Source organism: Halioglobus japonicus, assembly GCF_001983995.1.
Lineage (GTDB): Bacteria > Pseudomonadota > Gammaproteobacteria > Pseudomonadales > Halieaceae > Halioglobus > Halioglobus japonicus.
In genome coordinates, this window is record NZ_CP019450.1 from 3,304,609 (window position 1) to 3,322,983 (window position 18,375).

The 18,375-nt window shown below is 59.0% G+C and carries 22 protein-coding genes; 14 read left to right on the forward strand and 8 right to left on the reverse strand.

Features of this window, described 5'->3' with window-relative positions; genetic code table 11:
* Positions 1–7 precede the first annotated feature (7 nt).
* On the reverse strand, positions 8–2,644 hold the full coding sequence (gene gyrA, locus BST95_RS15570) for a DNA gyrase subunit A (RefSeq protein ID WP_084200444.1): 2,637 nt from the start codon (positions 2,642–2,644) through the stop codon (positions 8–10).
* A gap of 289 nt (positions 2,645–2,933) precedes the next feature.
* Between gyrA and BST95_RS15575 the strand changes: the two genes are divergently transcribed.
* From BST95_RS15575 to BST95_RS15595, 5 genes are all read left to right on the forward strand, one after another.
* Positions 2,934–4,268 carry a TRZ/ATZ family hydrolase gene (locus tag BST95_RS15575; protein ID WP_084200445.1) on the forward strand — a complete coding sequence of 445 codons (1,335 nt, stop codon included), beginning with the start codon at positions 2,934–2,936 and terminating at the stop codon, positions 4,266–4,268.
* Complete coding sequence (gene ubiG, locus BST95_RS15580; protein WP_084200446.1) at positions 4,265–4,975, forward strand: bifunctional 2-polyprenyl-6-hydroxyphenol methylase/3-demethylubiquinol 3-O-methyltransferase UbiG; 711 nt, start codon at positions 4,265–4,267, stop codon at positions 4,973–4,975. The genes BST95_RS15575 and ubiG overlap by 4 nt, the downstream gene beginning before the upstream one ends.
* A 5-nt stretch (positions 4,976–4,980) precedes the next feature.
* On the forward strand, positions 4,981–5,634 hold the full coding sequence (locus tag BST95_RS15585; protein WP_240500211.1) for an HAD family hydrolase: 654 nt from the start codon (positions 4,981–4,983) through the stop codon (positions 5,632–5,634).
* Between the two features lie 13 nt (positions 5,635–5,647).
* A complete protein-coding gene (locus BST95_RS15590; protein WP_084200448.1) occupies positions 5,648–6,409 on the forward strand; it encodes a YciK family oxidoreductase in 762 nt (253 codons plus the stop codon).
* A 150-nt stretch (positions 6,410–6,559) separates the two neighbouring features.
* Positions 6,560–6,853, forward strand: a complete 294-nt coding sequence (locus BST95_RS15595) for a hypothetical protein (protein ID WP_146004149.1) — start codon at positions 6,560–6,562, stop codon at positions 6,851–6,853.
* Here BST95_RS15595 and rluB read toward each other — a convergent pair.
* From rluB to BST95_RS15620, 5 genes are all read right to left on the reverse strand, one after another.
* Positions 6,850–7,803 (reverse strand): 23S rRNA pseudouridine(2605) synthase RluB, encoded by a 954-nt coding sequence (rluB, locus tag BST95_RS15600; protein ID WP_084200450.1) that lies wholly within the window; start codon positions 7,801–7,803, stop codon positions 6,850–6,852. The genes BST95_RS15595 and rluB overlap by 4 nt on opposite strands.
* A gap of 5 nt (positions 7,804–7,808) precedes the next feature.
* Positions 7,809–8,744 (reverse strand): SMC-Scp complex subunit ScpB, encoded by a 936-nt coding sequence (scpB, locus tag BST95_RS15605; RefSeq protein WP_084200451.1) that lies wholly within the window; start codon positions 8,742–8,744, stop codon positions 7,809–7,811.
* Position 8,745: 1 nt separating this feature from the next.
* Positions 8,746–9,516, reverse strand: a complete 771-nt coding sequence (locus BST95_RS15610) for a segregation and condensation protein A (RefSeq protein ID WP_082849798.1) — start codon at positions 9,514–9,516, stop codon at positions 8,746–8,748.
* 147 nt (positions 9,517–9,663) lie between these two features.
* Complete coding sequence (locus tag BST95_RS15615; protein ID WP_084200453.1) at positions 9,664–10,287, reverse strand: L-threonylcarbamoyladenylate synthase; 624 nt, start codon at positions 10,285–10,287, stop codon at positions 9,664–9,666.
* A complete protein-coding gene (locus BST95_RS15620; RefSeq protein ID WP_229801595.1) occupies positions 10,284–11,150 on the reverse strand; it encodes a PHP domain-containing protein in 867 nt (288 codons plus the stop codon). The genes BST95_RS15615 and BST95_RS15620 overlap by 4 nt, the downstream gene beginning before the upstream one ends.
* Before the next feature lie 94 nt (positions 11,151–11,244).
* On the opposite strand from BST95_RS15620, the gene BST95_RS15625 reads away from it, so the two are divergent.
* From BST95_RS15625 to BST95_RS15665, 9 genes are all read left to right on the forward strand, one after another.
* The gene (locus tag BST95_RS15625; protein WP_084200454.1) at positions 11,245–11,844 is read left to right on the forward strand and encodes an inner membrane-spanning protein YciB; all 600 of its coding nucleotides are present in this window, start codon (positions 11,245–11,247) and stop codon (positions 11,842–11,844) included.
* 3 nt (positions 11,845–11,847) lie between these two features.
* Positions 11,848–12,147 carry a YciI family protein gene (locus tag BST95_RS15630; protein ID WP_084200455.1) on the forward strand — a complete coding sequence of 100 codons (300 nt, stop codon included), beginning with the start codon at positions 11,848–11,850 and terminating at the stop codon, positions 12,145–12,147.
* Between the two features lie 114 nt (positions 12,148–12,261).
* Positions 12,262–12,936, forward strand: a complete 675-nt coding sequence (locus BST95_RS15635; RefSeq protein WP_084200456.1) for a TIGR04211 family SH3 domain-containing protein — start codon at positions 12,262–12,264, stop codon at positions 12,934–12,936.
* A 28-nt stretch (positions 12,937–12,964) separates the two neighbouring features.
* On the forward strand, positions 12,965–13,546 hold the full coding sequence (locus tag BST95_RS15640) for a peptidylprolyl isomerase (RefSeq protein ID WP_066048397.1): 582 nt from the start codon (positions 12,965–12,967) through the stop codon (positions 13,544–13,546).
* Entirely contained in the window at positions 13,543–14,307 is a 765-nt protein-coding gene (locus BST95_RS15645; protein WP_084200457.1) for a pyridoxine 5'-phosphate synthase, read from the forward strand. The genes BST95_RS15640 and BST95_RS15645 overlap by 4 nt, the downstream gene beginning before the upstream one ends.
* On the forward strand, positions 14,307–14,858 hold the full coding sequence (locus BST95_RS15650; protein WP_205737289.1) for a nuclear transport factor 2 family protein: 552 nt from the start codon (positions 14,307–14,309) through the stop codon (positions 14,856–14,858). The genes BST95_RS15645 and BST95_RS15650 overlap by 1 nt, the downstream gene beginning before the upstream one ends.
* 21 nt (positions 14,859–14,879) lie before the next feature.
* Positions 14,880–15,143, forward strand: coding sequence for a hypothetical protein (locus BST95_RS15655; protein WP_205737290.1), 264 nt, complete (start codon positions 14,880–14,882; stop codon positions 15,141–15,143).
* A gap of 77 nt (positions 15,144–15,220) precedes the next feature.
* The gene (locus tag BST95_RS15660; protein WP_084200458.1) at positions 15,221–16,237 is read left to right on the forward strand and encodes a hypothetical protein; all 1,017 of its coding nucleotides are present in this window, start codon (positions 15,221–15,223) and stop codon (positions 16,235–16,237) included.
* On the forward strand, positions 16,230–16,673 hold the full coding sequence (locus BST95_RS15665) for a GNAT family N-acetyltransferase (RefSeq protein ID WP_205737291.1): 444 nt from the start codon (positions 16,230–16,232) through the stop codon (positions 16,671–16,673). The genes BST95_RS15660 and BST95_RS15665 overlap by 8 nt, the downstream gene beginning before the upstream one ends.
* Positions 16,674–16,676: 3 nt before the next feature.
* On the opposite strand, the gene BST95_RS15670 is transcribed toward BST95_RS15665, so the two are convergent.
* Together BST95_RS15670 and BST95_RS15675 are read right to left on the reverse strand one after the other, a co-directional pair.
* A complete protein-coding gene (locus BST95_RS15670) occupies positions 16,677–17,063 on the reverse strand; it encodes an acyl-CoA thioesterase (RefSeq protein ID WP_084200459.1) in 387 nt (128 codons plus the stop codon).
* Positions 17,064–17,067: 4 nt separating this feature from the next.
* Positions 17,068–18,372, reverse strand: a complete 1,305-nt coding sequence (locus BST95_RS15675; protein WP_084200460.1) for a sodium ion-translocating decarboxylase subunit beta — start codon at positions 18,370–18,372, stop codon at positions 17,068–17,070.
* Positions 18,373–18,375 lie beyond the last annotated feature (3 nt).

Sequence of the window (18,375 nt, forward strand, 5' to 3'; positions counted from 1 at the left end):
GTCCCCATTATTCGGATTCGCTATCGACTGAAGGCTCTTCACCAGCTGAGGGCTCGTCAGCGACAGAACTCTCGACGGAAGCCTCAACGATTTCGCCTTCGAGCACCTCGTCATCTTCGGGCTCATCGATACGCTCAACGCTGACCAGCGATTCGCCATCTTTGGTCCGAATCACGCGCACGCCCTGGGTGTTACGGCCCAGGATGGAAATCTCATCCGCGCGGGTGCGTACCAGGGTGCCCTGGTTGGAGATAAGCATCAGTTCATCCCCATCAAACACCTGTACAGCGCCAACCAATTTACCGTTGCGCTCGGTGGTCGCCATCGCGATGACACCCTTGTTGCCACGACCCTTGGTGGGGAACTCAGTGACTTCTGTACGTTTACCGTAGCCATTTTCAGATACCGTCAGTACACGGCCATCTTCGCGCGGCACAATCAGGGAAATCATCTCGTGGCCATCGCCAAGCTTGATGCCGCGAACGCCCTTGGCGGTACGGCCCATCTTGCGCACGTCACCTTCCTTGAAGCGCACCGCCTTACCTTCACTGGAGAGCAGCATGACGTCGCAATCGCCAGTGGTAATCGCGGTACCCACGAGCACATCGCCTTCTTCGAGGTCGAGGGCGCGCAGGCCAACGGAACGCTGGCGTGAGAAATCGGTCAGGGCGGTCTTCTTCACGGTACCGTTGGCGGTTGCCATAAAGATGTAATAGCCTTCGGTGTACTCTTCCACCGGCAAAATCGAGGTGACGCGTTCGCCCTCTTCCAGCGGCAGCAGGTTAACCATGGGCCGACCGCGGGAATTACGCCCGGCCAGGGGAATCTGGTAAACCTTGAGCCAGTAAACCTTGCCGAGGTTGGAGAAGCACAGAATGGTTGCGTGGGTACTCGCAATCAGCAGGTGCTCAACGAAATCCTCGTCTTTCACTGCAGTCGCAGACTTACCCATACCGCCGCGGCGCTGGGCCTGGTAATCGGTGAGAGGCTGGGTCTTGGCGTAACCGCCATGGGAAATGGTGACCACGCGATCTTCCTCGGTGATCAGATCTTCCACCGTCAGGTCGTGCTGAGACGCAGTAATCTCGGTCTTGCGCTCGTCGCCATACTCGGTGACGACCTCTTCGAGTTCCTCGCGGATAACCGCCTTGAGGCGCTCCGGATCCGAAAGGATCTGCAGGTACTCGGCAATTTCACGCAGCTTCTCTTCAAACTCGTTGAGCAGCTTCTCGTGCTCGAGGCCGGTCAAGCGGTGTAGGCGCAGCTCGAGGATCGCCTGGGCCTGGGCCGGTGACAGGTAGTAGTTACCCTCGCGCAGGCCATACATGGGGTCGAGATCATCCGGACGGCAGGCATCGTCACCCGCACGCTCCAGCATACCCATGACATCGCCCGGCTCCCAGGAACGCGCCAGTAGCTTCTCTTTAGCTTCGGCAGAGCTGGGAGAGGCCTTGATCAGCTCGATAACCGGATCGATATTGGCCAGGGCGATCGCCAGGCCTTCGAGGATATGGCCGCGCTCACGTGCCTTGCGCAGCAGGTAAACCGTACGGCGCGTAACCACTTCGCGGCGGTGGCGGATAAATGCCTCAATCACCTCTTTGAGATTGAGGATCTTGGGCTGGCCGTCGACCAGCGCCACCATATTGATACCAAAAACAGACTGCAGCTGCGTCTGAGCGTAGAGGTTGTTCAGGACGACATCGCCCACCTCACCGCGCCGCAGTTCGATCACCACGCGCAGGCCGTCCTTGTCGGATTCGTCCCGCAGTTCGGTAATCCCTTCCACCTTCTTCTCTTTCACCAACTCGGCGATACGCTCAATCAGGCGCGCCTTGTTCAGCTGGTAGGGAATCTCGTGGATGATGATAGTGTCCTTGCCGCGTTTCTCGTCAGTGACCACTTCAGCACGGGCACGCACATAAATACGACCGCGGCCGGTGCGGTAGGCCTGGATGATGCCGGCACGGCCATTGATGATGGCCCCAGTCGGGAAGTCAGGCCCGGGGATATGCTCCATCAGGTCTTCGACAGTGAGTTCAGGCTCGGCCAACAGGGCCAGGCAGCCGCTGATAACCTCAGTGAGGTTGTGCGGCGGGATATTGGTCGCCATGCCCACGGCGATACCGGAGGAGCCGTTCACCAGCAGGCTGGGAATTCGCGTTGGCAGAACGGCGGGAATTTGTTCAGTGCCGTCGTAGTTGTCAACGAAGTCCACTGTCTCCTTGTCCAGATCAGCCAGCATCTGGTGGGAGATTTTCTGCATGCGGATCTCGGTGTAACGCATCGCCGCCGCATTGTCGCCGTCGATGGAGCCGAAGTTACCCTGACCGTCCACCAGCATGTAGCGCATGGAGAAAGGCTGGGCCATACGCACAATCGTGTCGTACACCGCGGAATCACCGTGCGGGTGATATTTACCGATCACGTCACCGACCACACGTGCCGATTTTTTGTAGGCCTTGTTCCAGTCGTTGTTGAGCTCATTCATTGCGAACAGCACGCGCCGGTGCACCGGCTTGAGCCCATCGCGCACATCTGGCAGTGCACGACCCACGATCACGCTCATGGCGTAATCGAGGTAGGATTGCTTCATCTCGTCTTCGATATTGACGGGGAGAATTTCTTTGGCTAAATCACCCATGAATGATGGTTTCCCACGGCCTATCCGGGAGGCCTTGTTCTAAATTAATTATGCTGCGATCGAGAGCCAGGGAGCGTGACCTTACGGCCTGGTGAAACGCCCCTAAACACCCCCGGACACAAACCGCCGATTATACGGAATTGACCGCGTAACTACCATGTTTTTGCTGAATTTCGCCGACATTTACGCCGCTCAGGGGGTATACTCTCGAGCCTTTGCCAGGCCCGCTACAAAGCGCCGGCCAAGCTGATGAAAAATTGACCACCAACAAGCCTGAACCGGGAGCGCAATGAGCCAGATACCGAGCCATGTGGACACCCTTATCCACGCCGATTGGGTCATCCCTGTCGTCCCGCGCGGCACCGTGCTTGAGGGCTACAGCCTGGGCCTGACCGACGATCACATCAGCGCACTGTTACCGCGCGATGAAACCACTGCTATCACTGCCGATGAAGTGCTGGAACTACCCGGTCATGCGCTGCTGCCGGGACTGGTCAATACCCATGGCCATGCCGCCATGAGCCTGTTGCGCGGCTATGCCGATGACCTGCCGCTCATGCCCTGGCTGGAACAACACATCTGGCCCGCCGAGGGCGCCCACGTGGATGCCGGCTTTGTCGCCGACGGCACGGAGCTCGCCATCGCCGAGATGGTCCGTTCCGGCACCACTACCTTCTCTGACATGTACTTCTTTCCCGACACCTGCGCTGCCACTGCACAGCGTCTGGGACTGCGCTGTCAGATCACTTTCCCGGTTTTGGATTTTCCGACGGCCTGGGCGCGCAATGCCGATGAGTACATCAGCAAGGGCCTGCGCCTGCGCGATGAGACCAAGCATCTGGACCTGGTCAATATTGCCTTCGGCCCGCACGCCCCCTACACCGTGTCCACCGACAACCTGCTACGGGTGGCGACCCTGGCCGCAGAGCTCGACGCGGGCATCCAGATTCACCTCCACGAGACCCGCGGTGAGGTACTCCAGGCCGTAGAGGCCGATGGCGCCCGCCCGCTGGATACGCTCAACGAGATCGGCCTGCTGGGACCGCGTACCCAATGCGTCCACATGACCGATCTGGGCGATCAGGATATCGAAACACTGGCCAAGTCCGGGGCCTCGGTGGTGCACTGCCCGCAATCGAACATGAAACTGGCGTCCGGGGCAGCACCAGTGAAGAAACTGCTGGAGGCCGGCGTCAACGTGGCCCTGGGCACCGACAGCGCCGCCAGCAATAACGACCTGAACATGTTTGGTGAAATGCAGAGCGCCGCCTTCCTGGCCAAACTCTCCAGCGAGGATGCCACCGCCCTCACCGCCGCAGACGCCCTCTACATGGCCACCCTGGGCGGCGCCCGAGCCATGGGCCTGGACGACAAGATTGGCAGTCTGGAAACGGGCAAACAGGCAGACGTCATCGCCGTGGATTTGTCCGGCCCGGAATGCCAGCCGCTCTACAACCCGCTGTCGCAGCTGGTCTATGCATGCAATGGCAGCCAGGTGCGCCACAGCTGGGTGGCCGGCAGCCAACTGCTCCGTGATCGTCACCTGACCCGTATAGACTTGCCAGAGCTGCTCGCCCGAGCGAACGACTGGCGCATTAAAATTGAGATGACCCAACAAGCATGAGCACACACAAGAATGTAGACCCGGCGGAAATCGCCAAATTTGAAGAACTGGCATCGCGCTGGTGGGACCGCAACAGCGAATTCAAACCCCTGCACGACATCAACCCCCTGCGCGCCAATTACATCGACCTGCTCTCACCGGTGGCGGGCAAGCGCCTGGTAGATGTGGGTTGCGGCGGCGGCATTCTGGCAGAAGCCATGGCCCAGCGTGGCGCCAACGTCACGGGCATCGATATGGGCGAAGCGCCACTGTCTGTCGCCAAATTGCACGGCCTGGAGTCCGGCGTAGAGGTCGATTACTTCCAGAGCACTGCCGAAGCGCTGGCGGAAAATGAACCGGCGGCCTTCGACATCGTGTGCTGCCTGGAAATGCTTGAGCACGTACCCGACCCGGGTGCTATCATCCAGGCCTGTGCCGACATGGCCAAACCCGGTGCAAATCTCTACTTTTCCACGATCAACCGCAACCTCAAGGCCTACGCCTTTGCCATCGTCGGCGCCGAGCACATTCTGCGCTTGCTACCGGCGGGTACCCACGAATACGACAAGTTCATCAAACCCTCGGAGCTAGCTGGCTGGATTCGTGACGCAGGCCTGTTGTTGAAGGACCAGACCGGGCTGACCTACAACCCAATCACCCAGACCTATCGACTCAACCCCCGGGATGTCAGCGTGAACTACATGGTGCACGCGGTAAAACCCGCATGAAGCCCATGAACCTGAAAGCAGTGCTGTTCGATCTGGACGGCACACTGGTTGATACTGCGGCTGAATTTGTAGTGGTTGTGCAGCAACTGCGCGCCGAGCACGGCCTCGATACCATGGACCCGGAACGGATTCGAGCTTCGGTCTCCAACGGCGCCAGGGCGCTGGTCAACCTGAGCCTGGGTATCGATTTTGACGCACCGGAATTCGAATCCAAGCGCCTGCGCCTGCTCGAGCTGTACGCCGAGGTGCTCGGCACTGCGGCGGCACCCTACCCGGGCATCAGGGACTTGCTGGACGCTTTTGCGGAGCGCGGCATCCGTTGGGGTGTTGCCACCAACAAGCCCAGAGCCTATGCAGAGCCATTGCTACCCCGGATCGGGCTGGACTGCCCAAGTCTGGTCTGCCCCGACGATGTCCAGGACCGCAAGCCCCACCCGGAATCGCTATACCTCAACTGCCGGGAACTGGACTGCGCACCCCATGAAGCTATTTACGTGGGCGATCACCTACGGGATATTGAAGCGGGCAAACGGGCCGGCATGTACACCATCGCCGCCGCCTATGGCTATATCGAGCCGGGCGACAACGCCGCCGACTGGGGCGCTGATGTCGTGGCCGCGCGCAGCGAAGACCTCTACTCACTGATACTCAACGACTGACCGAGCACCCCTTATGAACATCGTACCCGCGCCCGCCGACTACCAGCCTTCAGCCACCCTGCTGGAGGGCAGAACGATACTGGTCACCGGCGCCGGCGACGGCATTGGTCGGGCCGCCAGCCTCGCCTACGCCGCCCACGGCGCTACTGTCATCCTGCTGGGGCGCACAGAGAGTAAACTGGACGCCCTCTACGACCAGATCGAAGCGGCAGGCTACCCGAAACCGGCCATTGTGCCGATGGATCTGCTGACCGTGTCTGAAGAGCAATGCATGCAACTGGTGGCCCAACTGGCAGACGAGTTCGGGCACATCGACGGACTGCTGCACAACGCCAGCGTGCTCGGCGAGCGGCGCCCGATCGAAAGCGCCACCTATGCAGCCTGGCAGGAAGTCATGCAGGTCAATGTGAATGCCACGTTCCTGCTGACACGTCACCTGTTGCCGCTGCTCCAGGCGGCGCCCAGCGCCTCCATCGTATTCACATCCTCCGGCGTAGGCCGCACGGGCCGGGCTTTCTGGGGAGCCTATGCGGTCTCCAAATTTGCCACCGAAGGTCTGATGGAAGTGCTCGCGGCGGAGCTCGATGAAACGTCCAACATCCGGGTGAACTGTATCAACCCAGGCGCTACCAACACGGCCATGCGCCGCTCTGCCTATCCGGCGGAACACCCGGACACCAACCCTGCACCGGAAGACATCATGGGGGCTTACCTGTACTTGATGGGCAAGGATAGCGGAGAGATCAGCGGTAGTTCCTTCGATGCTCAGCCGTAGCGCTGGCACCCGAACCAAGATATCCGCCAGCGAAATGAACCTGCGCAGCCTGCTCACCCCCTCCTCGCGCCCCTGCTCACATTTGCAGCCGCCCCTCTGTATGCGGCTGACCAGGTGCCGGAGTGCGTCGGCACCAGCCAGGCGCACAGTTTGGAAACCGGACAGCGTGGCGAATCGCGCTCCGAGCACAATACGCTGCTGATTCGCCGCCACGAGGGCAAAATGTATCTGGGGCTGGGAAAAGGGGCACTCATCGAGGCCAGTGATAACGGCAAGCAGCTCGCCTACAGCGATGAGCCCAACATGCTCGGCACCCGCAGCCTGAGCTACACCCCCTCAAGCGGCGCCATCAGGTATGAGGCCGCTGCAACACGGTACAATAAGGCAATTGGGAAACAAACATTCGAGGGCACCTGTTCGCCCTCGCAGAAGAGCCGCAGCTAACGGGGACGCCGCCGCGACTTGGCCGCACCGGGGCCTTTGCGTTTGGTGAACTGGCGCTCCATCTTTTCGCGCTCTTTGTGGGTGCCGCGCTTCTGATTCTTCAGCTCCATATCGGCCATGCGATACAGGCTTTTCAATTCCTTGGGCTCCAGTTCCACCCACTGCCCCTGCTTGACCTTGGAGGGAATGAAAACATCGCCGTAGCGAACGCGCTTCAGACGTGACACGGTGAGGCCCTGGGACTCCCAAAGACGGCGCACTTCGCGATTGCGGCCTTCCATAATGACGACGTAAAACCAGTGATTTATACCGTCGCCACCGCCGTCCTGAATATCGGTAAAGCGGGCGACACCGTCTTCCAGCATCACCCCCTCAAGCAGGCGCTTGAGCATCTCTTCATCCCATTCACCCATGACTCGAACCATGTACTCGCGTTCGATATTGGCCGAGGGATGCATCAACGTGTTGGCCAGCTCGCCATCGGTGGTGAACAGCAGCAGGCCCGAGGTGTTGTAGTCGAGACGACCAATGGATATCCAGCGCCCGGCCTTGAGTTTTGGCAGGCGCTCGAACACCGTGCGGCGCCCCTGGGGATCCTTGCGCGACGAAACCTCGCCGGTGGGCTTGTGATACAAAATGCAGCGGGTTTCCTGTGCCGGCGCGCGATCCAGCGGTCGACCGTCAACAGTAATCCGATCGCGATCCTCTACCCGATCACCCAGACGGGCCGGCTTGCCGTTAACCGCTACGCGGCCGGACTCAATCCAACGCTCCATCTCGCGACGCGAGCCGATACCGGTTCGCGCCAGCACCTTCTGCAGTTTTTCACCCGCAACAGGTTTCTCTTCAGGCGCTGCATCCGCATCCACCTCCACGACATTGTCGCTGGGCTTGCGCTTGGAGCTGGGCTTAGCGGCGCTGCCTCGCGCCTTTCCATAGGGAGATGACATACTAATCAGGCCTGGTTTTCGGGCTTGGCGAGTCCCGCCAGGTTGTCTTGACCATCTATGAGCTCAGGGCTGTCTGCCAGCTCAGGGCTGTCTGCCAGCTCAGGGCTGTCGACCGGCTCAGGGCTGTCGCCCGGCTCAGCGCTATCCACGGGCTCGGCGCTGTCGGTTAGGTCAGACATGGCCTCAGCCAGGTCATCAGCAGATTCGGGGGTCTCCGGCGCTGCCTCGTCGGAGTCTACAGGCGCCGGGGCAGCGGCGATAAAGTCGGCGTAGGGCTCATCAGCGGCGACGTGATCGGTACCGCCTACCACGATCAATTCCGGCGCATCCTGCGGGGCACTGCCCTCTTCACCGGTGGCAGTTTTTTCACTGTCCTTGAGCGGCTCACTGAAGCCCAGCTCGGCATTGAGCGTTTCCAGGTCGCGAATCTCTGCCAGGGCCGGCAGTTGATCGAGGTTCTTCAAATTGAAATAGTCCAGGAATTGACGCGTCGTCGCGTACATGGCCGGGCGACCTGGTACATCGCGATGCCCCACAACGCGAATCCACTCACGCTCGTGCAAAGTCTTGATGATGTTGGAGCTCACCGCCACGCCGCGAATCTCCTCAATCTCACCGCGGGTAATGGGCTGACGATAGGCAATCAGTGCCAGCGTCTCGAGCAGCGCACGCGAGTATTTGGCCGGGCGTTCCTGCCACAGTCGGGCCACCCAGGGACTGAGATTCTGGCGCACCTGAAAACGAAAGCCGCTGGCGACCTCTACCACTTCGAAACCACGATCCTCACAGCGCTCGGCCACTTCTTTCATGGCCTCGCGAATCGCGGCGTTCTCAGGCCGTTCGTGCTCCTCGAACAACTCGGCCAGCTGCGCCACCGACAGCGGCTTACCTGCGGCCAGCAACGCACCTTCGAGAACCTGTACCAGACCAGTTTCTGACATGTTATTCGGACCTTGCCTTAACGTGGATGGGACCGAATGAATCGGTCTGCACAATTTCCACCAATGATTCCTTGATCAATTCCATCACCGCCAGGAACGTGACCACCACGCCCAGGCGACCTTCCTCAGCAGTAAACAACGCCACGAAAGGCACAAATTGTTGCCCTGCGAGCTGCTCCAGAACATCCGACATACGCTCACGCGTCGAAAGGGCCTCGCGTTGAATATGGTGGCTCTCGTACATATCGGCGCGGCGCAGCACTTCCGACAACGCCACCAGCAACTCGCGCATATCGACGTCGGGATCGGGGCGGACCCGGTTGATATCCGGCGGATTGGCGCTGCCGACCCAGGTGTCGCGCTCCATGCGCGGCATTTCCTCGATATCCTCTGCGGCCTTCTTGAACCGCTCGTACTCCTGCAAGCGCCGGATCAGCTGGGCGCGAGGATCTTCCTCGTCCTCGTCGACGTCCGTGGAGCGCGGCAACAGCATGCGTGACTTGATCTCTGCCAGCATAGCCGCCATCAGCAGATACTCCGCCGCCAGCTCAAACTGCATAGCATCCATGAGATCGACGTAGTGCATGTACTGCTCGGTGATCTTGGATACGTCAATATCGAGAATATCGAGATTCTGGCGTTTAATCAGGTACAGGAGCAGGTCGAGGGGGCCTTCGAAGGCCTCCAGAAACACTTCCAGCGCCTGTGGGGGGATGTACAAATCCTTGGGCAGTTCAGTGACCGCCTGCCCCATCACCACGGCGAATGGCATCTCGCCCTGCTGAGGAAAATCCGGTCCGGCAGTCACCGGGGATTCAGGCGCGTCGGCGGCCCCTCGGGGGCTTCGGCGGGTACTTCGGATTCGGGTTCGTTGGCAGACACGGGATTACCTGTGGTTATCTGCCAACAGTATACAGGATCAGTCCTCGAATGGGGCAATATCGCCCTTGCCGGCACGCATCACCAGCGGGGTATCTTCGACCATGTCCACCACCGTGGTAGCCTCCATACCGCAATAGCCGCCATCGATGACCAGATCGACATCGTGCTGCAGGGTTTCGCGAATATCGTAGGGGTCAATCAGCGGATACTCATCACCGGGCATAATCAGGGTGACACTCATCATGGGCTCACCCAGATCCGCCAGCAGGGCCTGGGCGATAGCGTTGTCCGGCACCCTCAGGCCCACGGTTTTCCGCTTGGGGTGCATGAGACGCCGCGGCACCTCAGAAGTGGCCCGCAGAATAAACGTGTAGGGGCCCGGCGTGCAGTGCTTGAGCAGCCGGTATGCGGCATTGTCGACTCGCGCGTAACTGGCAATCTCCGACAGGTCACGGCAGACCAGGGTGAAGTTGTGGCGATCATCGAGCTTGCGAATGCGGCGGATCCGGTCCAGGGCATTCTTGTCCCCCAGATGGCAGCCCAGGGCATAGGCGGAATCCGTTGGATAGGCCACCACACCGCCCTCGCGCACGATATCGGTAGCCTGGCGTATCAGGCGTTTCTGCGGGGTTTCGGGATGTATCTGGAAAAACTGGCTCACCGGGCCTCCTGCGATTGCACTGCCGAACGGCCGGGGCCGAAGTGTTGCCACACCCCGGCCCGGGCCTCGAGACGCTGCAATTCTACACCCAAGGACGGGCTATAGGGGCCGTCGCGATGAAAATCACTGCCGGCGGAAATTTCCAGCTCGAAATCTTCCGCCAGGCGCAGTAACTGGGCCACCTGGTCGGGCGTTTGCCGCCCGCTAAGCACCTCAATGGCGCTGCCGCCTGCGATGGCAAAGTCCTTCACCAGCCGACGCAGTTTCATGCGCGTGTATTTGTACTTGAGGGGATGCGCCAGCACCGCAATGCCACCGGCGTCGACAATCCAGCCAACGGCGCGGGCAAGCTCGGGCCAGAAGGCTTTGACATCGCCGGGTTTGCCCTGGCCCAGGTATTTGTCGAAGGCCGTGTTGCGGTCTGGCACATGTCCCTGAGCCACCATCCAGGCCGCGAAGTGCGGCCGCCCCAACTGGCTGTTACCCGCCTCTGCCAGGGCGCCCTCCAGTGCACCGGTAAAGCCGCGATCCGCCAGCTTTTTGCCGATTTTGACGCCGCGCTCAGCCCGGGCCACGTCCAATTCTGCGAGGCCTTCCTGCATCGCGGGGTGACTGCAGTCCATACCCAGACCCACAACGTGAATTGTGGTGCCGGACCAGCGGCAGGAATACTCGATGCCAGGCACCAGTTCTACACCCGGGAAGTCTGATTGATACTGGCGTGCCTCAAGATACCCGGCCACGGTGTCGTGGTCGGTCATGGCAAACAGCTCAATACCGGCATCGCTGGCGCGCTGTAACAGTTCGCGCGGCGCGAGGGCACCATCTGAAGCTGTGGTATGGGTATGGAAGTCAATCAACACAATCTTTACACTTAGGCGCTCCGACACTTCAGTGCCGGATCAACAATAATCAGTGGACATCCCACATAGTAACAGCCGAGGTATACGGCACACCATGAAGCAATTGGCAGAATTCATCCCCATCGCCCTCTTTTTCATCGTCTACCAGTTGGACGGCGAAACCCTTGCCCTGGGTGGGTGGGAATACACCTTTGACGGTATTTTCACCGCCACCGCCGTCCTCATGGTAGCCACTCTTGTGCAAGTGGGGCTCACCTGGGCACTGACCCGGGAACTGGAAAAACGCGCCCTGTGGATGGCGGCCGCCATCATTATCTTCGGCGGCGCCACGCTGGTGTTGAGAAATGAATTGTTTATCCAGTGGAAGCCGACCATTTTCAACTGGGTGCTGGCACTGGCGTTTGGTGGCTCGCAATTTATCGGCGACAAGAACCTGATGGAGCGCACTCTCGGCAGCCAGATCGTCCTGCCCCGCTACGTCTGGACGCGCCTGAACATGCTCTGGGTGGGCAATTTCACCCTGGTGGGAGCGCTCAATCTGGTCGTCGCATACAGTTTCTCTGAAGCCACATGGGTCAGCTACAAGCTCTACTCCGCTATCGGCTTTACCCTGGCGCTGACCATTCTTACTGCCATTATTATCAGCCCCCATCTCAAAGAAGACACCCCCGTGACTGACAATCAGGAAGCCTGAAACATGTTGTATGCCATTCTCTGCGAAGACGTCGAAAACAGCCTGTCGTTGCGCGCCGAAGCGCGACCGGCCCACCTGGAGCGCATCCAGGAACTGGTCGATGCCGGCCGTCTGCTGGTCGCAGGCCCCCACCCGGCCCTGGATTCCGAAGATCCCGGTGAAGCCGGCTTTACCGGGAGTCTGATTGTCGCTGAATTTGATAGCCTCGAGGCAGCCACCGCCTGGGCCGACGCCGACCCCTATGTCGATGCCGGTGTTTTTGCCAAAGTCACGGTCAAGCCCTACAAGAAGGTGCTGCCCTGACCCCTGCTGGCATCGTGTCGACGGCTGCAACGCAGGCACATGTCACGCCTACTAATGCACCTGATTCGGCGCTAAACTAGCGCCCCTCCACCACACGCTAAAAAGGTTCTTGTTTTGTTGCGCTCTTTGCCCATCTTGTTGTTCTCTCTATTTCTCACCATGGGTACCCAGGCGCAGGAAACCCGTTACGTCAGTGACCAGGTGTTCATTGTTCTGCACAAGGGCCCGGGCGCAGAATATCGCTGGGCTGCAAAACTGACACCGGGCACACGTCTCAACGCTGGGAGCACACAGGGTGACTGGACCGAAGTCACCACAGCGCGGGGCACCCCCGGCTGGGTACGCACCGAATTTCTGACGGCAGAACGCCCCGCCCAGGTGCAACTAACCGCTGCCGTCGCGCGTGCCGACCAACTCTCCGAACAAAATGCCACGCTCAATAGCGATCTTGGCTCACTGCAGGCTGAGAAAAACGATTTACTCAATCGCATTGCCAGCACCGAAGCCGACCTGGCCGCGGTCAGTGGGGAGCTGTCCGAACTCAAGACCATTTCCGGTAATGCTGTGCAACTGGACGTGGACAATCGGCGCCTGGTGGAAGAATCTGAGAAGCTGCGCGCTGACGTAGACACTCTCGAAGCAGAAAACCTGCGCCTGAACGACAAGCTCAAGAGCGAGGCGTTCATGAATGGGGCACTTGCTGTTTTGCTGGGCGTCATCATCACGCTGGTTGTGCCCCGCCTGTGGCCAAAACGCCGCAAACCCTCAAGCTGGGGCTCCAGTTGGTAGCCCACCGCCGCGCATACGGAGACAAGAAATGCTGAAGACGTTTACCCTGATCCTGGCCCTGGTCCTGGCCCCCGCCGCTGTCGCGGCTGACAAAGAAGAGACGCCGCTGCCCAATCCACTGGTCACGGTAAAAACCTCCGATGGCACGTTTACCCTGCGCCTGTTCCGCGACAAGGCGCCAGCCACAGTGGAGAATTTCCTCAAATACGTCGATGAGGGTTTTTACAATGGAACCATTTTCCATCGTGTCATCCCTGACTTCATGATTCAGGGCGGCGGATTTGTCGCCGACATGAGCGAGAAAGAAACCCACGAGCCCATCAAGAACGAATCTCGCAACCGCCTGCACAATACCCGCGGCACAGTGGCGATGGCGCGAACCAATGATCCCGACTCAGCCACCTCCCAGTTCTTTGTCAATCTGCGCAATAACCTGCGCCTGGACTGGGCACCGGGACGCGACGGCTACACCGTGTTTGGCGAAGTCATTGAAGGCATGAAAGTGATCGACTTCATCGCTACTGTTCCCACCGGTCAGGCCGGGCCGCACAGCGACGTACCCACAGAAACCGTGACCATTATCGAGGTCAAACGGAAATCCATTCTGTGATCGCCCTGTCGGTCAACCTCAACAAAATTGCGCTAATCCGCAATTCCAGGGATACGACCAATCCCAGCGTTCCCGAGCACGCGCAAATGTGTATTGATGCAGGTGCCGACGGGATTACCGTCCATCCGCGGCCGGACCAGCGACACATCCGCGCCCAGGACTGCTTCGACCTGGCCGCGATGCTCGAGGTGGAGTTCAACATCGAAGGCAACCCCTTCACTGCTGCGCGCAAAAGCGAGCGCCCAGGCGTTAGCGACTACCCAGGCTTTATGGAGCTCGTGCGGGAAATCCGTCCGGCCCAGGTCACACTGGTACCGGATGGGGATGGCCAGCTCACCTCTGACCACGGCTTTGACCTCAAAAAAGATGGTGATCGTGTAGCCCCTCTGGTAGCCGAGCTGCAATCGCTGGGCATTCGCACCAGCCTGTTCATGGACCCGGATGAAGAGCAGATTCGCCTCGCCGCGCAAACGGGCACACAGCGCATAGAGCTGTATACCGAGAGCTACGCGCACGCCGTGAAGACAGGTGAACAAGTTGAAGAGACACTCGCCAGGTTTGTTCGTGCCGGTGAAGTGGCCGCGGAAGAAGGCCTGGGGCTGAACGCCGGACACGATCTGGACCTGCATAACCTGCCGCGCTTCGCCGCTGAGGTTCCCGCACTACTGGAGGTCTCTATCGGCCACGCATTAACCGTCGATGCCATTCGTATGGGCCTTGCCACTACTGTCGCTGCCTATCAGCGCGCGTTGGGTAAATAGTGGACCCGCAGCTTCAGGCCCTGCTGGACAAGCAGGCCATCACTGAACTGGTGCACGCCTACTGCAATGCCTCTGACCGGCATGATCACGACAAACTGCGTGAGCTTTACCACCCGGATGCTACCGATGACCACGGAGCCTTCTTTAAGGGCCTAGCCATGGAATTCATCGACCAGTTGCCGCAAATCCAGGCCCCCATGGAAATTCTCCATCACAATGTAACTACCGTGAACCTGGCGCTGGAAGTTGACTACGCGGAAGGTGAAATCTACGTGTTGGCCTTCCACAAGGTGCGCACAGAAGAAGGTACCCTGGACTTGATGATTGGCGGCCGCTACTTCGATAAATACGCCAAGCGCGCAGGCCAATGGAAATTTTCCGAGCGCGCGGTGGTGGCGGACTGGGCTACAATTACCTCACCTTCGGCGGTAGATTTATCCCATCCACTGATCGACGGATCGCATCTCGGCTGCCCGGGCCACAAGACCCCTCTTACTCATTCTTCCGGCTGTTGCGACGCGGTGAACGGACAAAATAATGTCAAACAGTAACAACAACACAAGGTAACCCCTATGAACAAACGTACCCTACAAATCATGACCCTGGCACTGCTGCCGCTGGCCTCTCTCAGTTTCGCTCAAGATCTCGGCAAACTGGTCGAGGCAGTGGACAAAGAGAAGGCCGTAGATTCGGTCGATACCGACAAGATGACGGATGCCGTGAGTGGTGACAATATCGACTACAAGAAAGCCTACGATGCAGTCGACATGGAAAAGGCCGCAGATTCTGTCGATGTGGACAAGGTCAAAGAGGCCATCAGCTCACCTTCCGAATAAGCTCACTCACTATGCTCGGGCCGCGCGCTTTACTTACTCGCTTGCAACGTCTGCGGAAGCGGCCCGACCATCAAATCGTGCTGCACCTGGGGACACGTAAAACCGGCACGACCGCCATTCAACAGTACCTGGCGAAGCATCAGCAAGACCTCTCCAGGCACTTCCTGCACCGCGGCGACCCCAACTCTTCACTATGGATGACCCAGGCATTTAGCGACAACCTCGGTGACAAAGGCATCTATAAAGGACGAAACCTTCCACCGGAGGAACTGGCACGACTGCGCGAGCTGGCTCGCTGGGGTCTTTCCCGGCAAATTAATAAGCTGGGTTCAAAAGACGCTGTGCTATCAGCAGAGGTGATGGCGTCCATGAGCGAGGAAGAACTGGCGGAGGCACGCACTTTCTTCAGCCAACGCTTCACGGATATCGCCACCCACATCTACTTCAGGCCCATGAAGTCACTCATGGAGAGCTCGTTTCAGGAACGCCTGAAGCATCGCCACACCAACCTGGAGGAAGACTACGCGTTTGCCTATCCCTCCAGAATCAGAATTCTCGACAAGGTCTTCGGCAAAAGCCAGGTCCATGTGCACAAGTTTGATCGCCGCCACTTTCCGGATGGCAATATCGTTCAGCATTTTCTCAATGCCATCGGGGAAAACCACACGGCCCAAACGCTCTCTGTGGACAATGAAAGCTTGTCCCTGCCGGCAATCCAATTGTTGTATCACTACCGCAAGGCGCAACCGGCCAGGGACATTAACGACCGCAAGATCGTCCGCCGTCTCACCGAACTCGAAGGTCCGCCCCTGCGCTTTCATAGCACCCTGTACGACAAGCTATTGCGGCGCAAATCCCGTGACATGGACGAATTTGAGAAGCGCGTCGGCTTTTCCGTTGACGAGGATCTGTGCGCCAACGATGCTGGTGCTATTAGCTCTGAGGAAGATCTATTAGCTGTACCGCCCTCCGCATTGGAATGGTTGGCAGAAGCGATTCAGCAACCCGTGACGACCTCTGAAGGTGGGGTTGCATCGATGGTCATGGCGCTGGGCGATGATGCGCCGTCGTGCACGGCGAACGGCCGTGCCTGACCCGGTGTTCCGCGCTTTTCAGCGCAGCGATGAAGCGGCATGCCTGGCGATTTTCGATGACAATTGTCCGATGTTTTTCGCCCCCAATGAAAGGGAAGACTATCTTGCCTTTATACGCAGCGCGGGCACTGGCTACGAAGTGTGTACGGAGGGAGAGACCACAGTAGGTGCCTACGGGATCTATTCACAGAGCGGGCAGGAAGCAAGCCTTAACTGGATTCTAGTGTCTCCGCATCATCAGGGCAGTGGTCTCGGTTCGGCCATCATGACGCGGGCTATCGCGGCAGCTCGCCAACATGGTGCCAGCGCAATCACCATCGCTGCCAGCCATAAATCCGCGCCGTTCTTCGCACGATTCGGAGCGAACATCCTTTCGGAGCTTGAGCATGGCTGGGGACCAGATATGCACCGGGTCGATATGACGCTGGCAATCTAGCGTTTACAGCGTTGCGAGTTTCTCGCGCATTACATCAGGCACCCGCAGCTTGGCTTTGCTGTCCATATCCACGTGTACCAGCACCGCCTTGCCCTTCACAACCAGCTCATTGTTCTGGTGCATTTCACATTCCATCGTAAGCGAGGTGTTGCCGGCAAAAACGCGCGACATGTTGATAGTCACATCTGAGCCGTAGAAAGTTTCGCGAAGATAATCCAGGGTGACAGAAGCCACCAGCCAACGCCCCTCAGACCGAGGGCCATCGCGCAGGTAATTCAATGCGTCGGTGCGCGCCACCTCAAACCACACGGACATCACCGCATTGTTGATGTGACCCAGGGCATCGGTCTCATTAAAACGCGGCGTAATCCGCGTAACAGGAATTCCCACGCCATCAGCCTCCGACAAGGCTGATCATGACGCCGGCAGCCACCGCAGACCCAATCACACCCGCCACATTAGGTCCCATGGCATGCATTAACAGGAAATTATGGGGGTTGGCTTCCAGGCCCAATTTGTTGCTGACTCGGGCGGCCATGGGTACCGCAGAAACACCGGCGGACCCAATCAGCGGATTGATCGGCGTGGCACTCAGGCGATTCATGAGCTTGGCAATGAGTACGCCAGAAGCGGTGCCAATGCCAAAGGCGACAATGCCCAGGCCGAGGATACCCAACGTATTCATGTCCAGGAACTTATCCGCAACCAGTTTGGAGCCGACAGACAGCCCGAGAAAAATGGTAGTGATGTTTATCAGCGCGTTCTGCACCGTGTCCGACAGCCGATCGACAACACCACACTCTTTCATGAGATTACCGAAGCAGAACATACCCAACAGCGGCGCTGCGTCAGGCAATAGCAAGGCAACCAGAATGAGCAACGCCAGTGGAAAAACAATTTTCTCACGCTGGGAAACCGGCCGTAGCTGCACCATTTCAATTTTGCGCTCTTCTTCCGTGGTCAGGGCACGCATAATCGGCGGCTGAATCAGCGGCACCAACGCCATGTAAGAGTAGGCTGCCACGGCAATCGCTCCGAGCAGGTCTGGCGCCAGAACGCTGGAGACATATATGGCCGTGGGGCCGTCGGCGCCACCGATAATGCCTATCGCAGCGGCATCCGCGACGCTGAAGTCCATCACGCCCAGCGAGGTCAGGGTCACCGCGCCCAATACCGTGGCAAATATGCCGAACTGCGCCGCGGCACCCAGAAACAGGGTTTTTGGATTCGCCAGCAGCGGCCCGAAATCAGTCATAGCGCCCACTCCCATAAAGATGACCAGCGGGGCAATGCCCGACGCGATAGCGACCGAGTAAAAGCTGTACAACATACCGTTGCCGTAGCCGGCATCCAGTGCCAGTTGCTGCGCCGCAAGATGTGCGCCGGCCCCGGCATTGTCATAGGCGACCTGGATATCTTTGGCACTGTCGTAGACTGTCACGCCCAATGCACGGGCAAATTCTGCCAGCATCGCCGGGTCAGCTGCATGCAACGCATTTTCGACGGCGGAATACGCCAGCCCTGCACCGGGAATATTGGCGAGAATACCGCCAAAGCCGATTGGCACCAGTAGCAGTGGTTCAAAGTTTTTGCGAATGGCCAAAAACAGAAGCCCCAGGCCGATGAGCATCATGACGACCTGGCCCACCTGTATCTGGGCGAGTCCAGAAGAATTCCAAAGAACGAGAAGATTATCCATCGC

Coding starts and splice junctions, on each gene's coding strand:
- gyrA (WP_084200444.1), bottom strand. CDS start 2,644: ATGGGTGATTTAGCCAAAGAAATTCTCCCCGTCAATATCGAAGACGAG.
- BST95_RS15575 (WP_084200445.1), top strand. CDS start 2,934: ATGAGCCAGATACCGAGCCATGTGGACACCCTTATCCACGCCGATTGG.
- ubiG (WP_084200446.1), top strand. CDS start 4,265: ATGAGCACACACAAGAATGTAGACCCGGCGGAAATCGCCAAATTTGAA.
- BST95_RS15585 (WP_240500211.1), top strand. CDS start 4,981: ATGAACCTGAAAGCAGTGCTGTTCGATCTGGACGGCACACTGGTTGAT.
- BST95_RS15590 (WP_084200448.1), top strand. CDS start 5,648: ATGAACATCGTACCCGCGCCCGCCGACTACCAGCCTTCAGCCACCCTG.
- rluB (WP_084200450.1), bottom strand. CDS start 7,803: ATGTCATCTCCCTATGGAAAGGCGCGAGGCAGCGCCGCTAAGCCCAGC.
- scpB (WP_084200451.1), bottom strand. CDS start 8,744: ATGTCAGAAACTGGTCTGGTACAGGTTCTCGAAGGTGCGTTGCTGGCC.
- BST95_RS15610 (WP_082849798.1), bottom strand. CDS start 9,516: ATGCCATTCGCCGTGGTGATGGGGCAGGCGGTCACTGAACTGCCCAAG.
- BST95_RS15625 (WP_084200454.1), top strand. CDS start 11,245: ATGAAGCAATTGGCAGAATTCATCCCCATCGCCCTCTTTTTCATCGTC.
- BST95_RS15630 (WP_084200455.1), top strand. CDS start 11,848: ATGTTGTATGCCATTCTCTGCGAAGACGTCGAAAACAGCCTGTCGTTG.
- BST95_RS15640 (WP_066048397.1), top strand. CDS start 12,965: ATGCTGAAGACGTTTACCCTGATCCTGGCCCTGGTCCTGGCCCCCGCC.
- BST95_RS15655 (WP_205737290.1), top strand. CDS start 14,880: ATGAACAAACGTACCCTACAAATCATGACCCTGGCACTGCTGCCGCTG.
- BST95_RS15675 (WP_084200460.1), bottom strand. CDS start 18,372: ATGGATAATCTTCTCGTTCTTTGGAATTCTTCTGGACTCGCCCAGATA.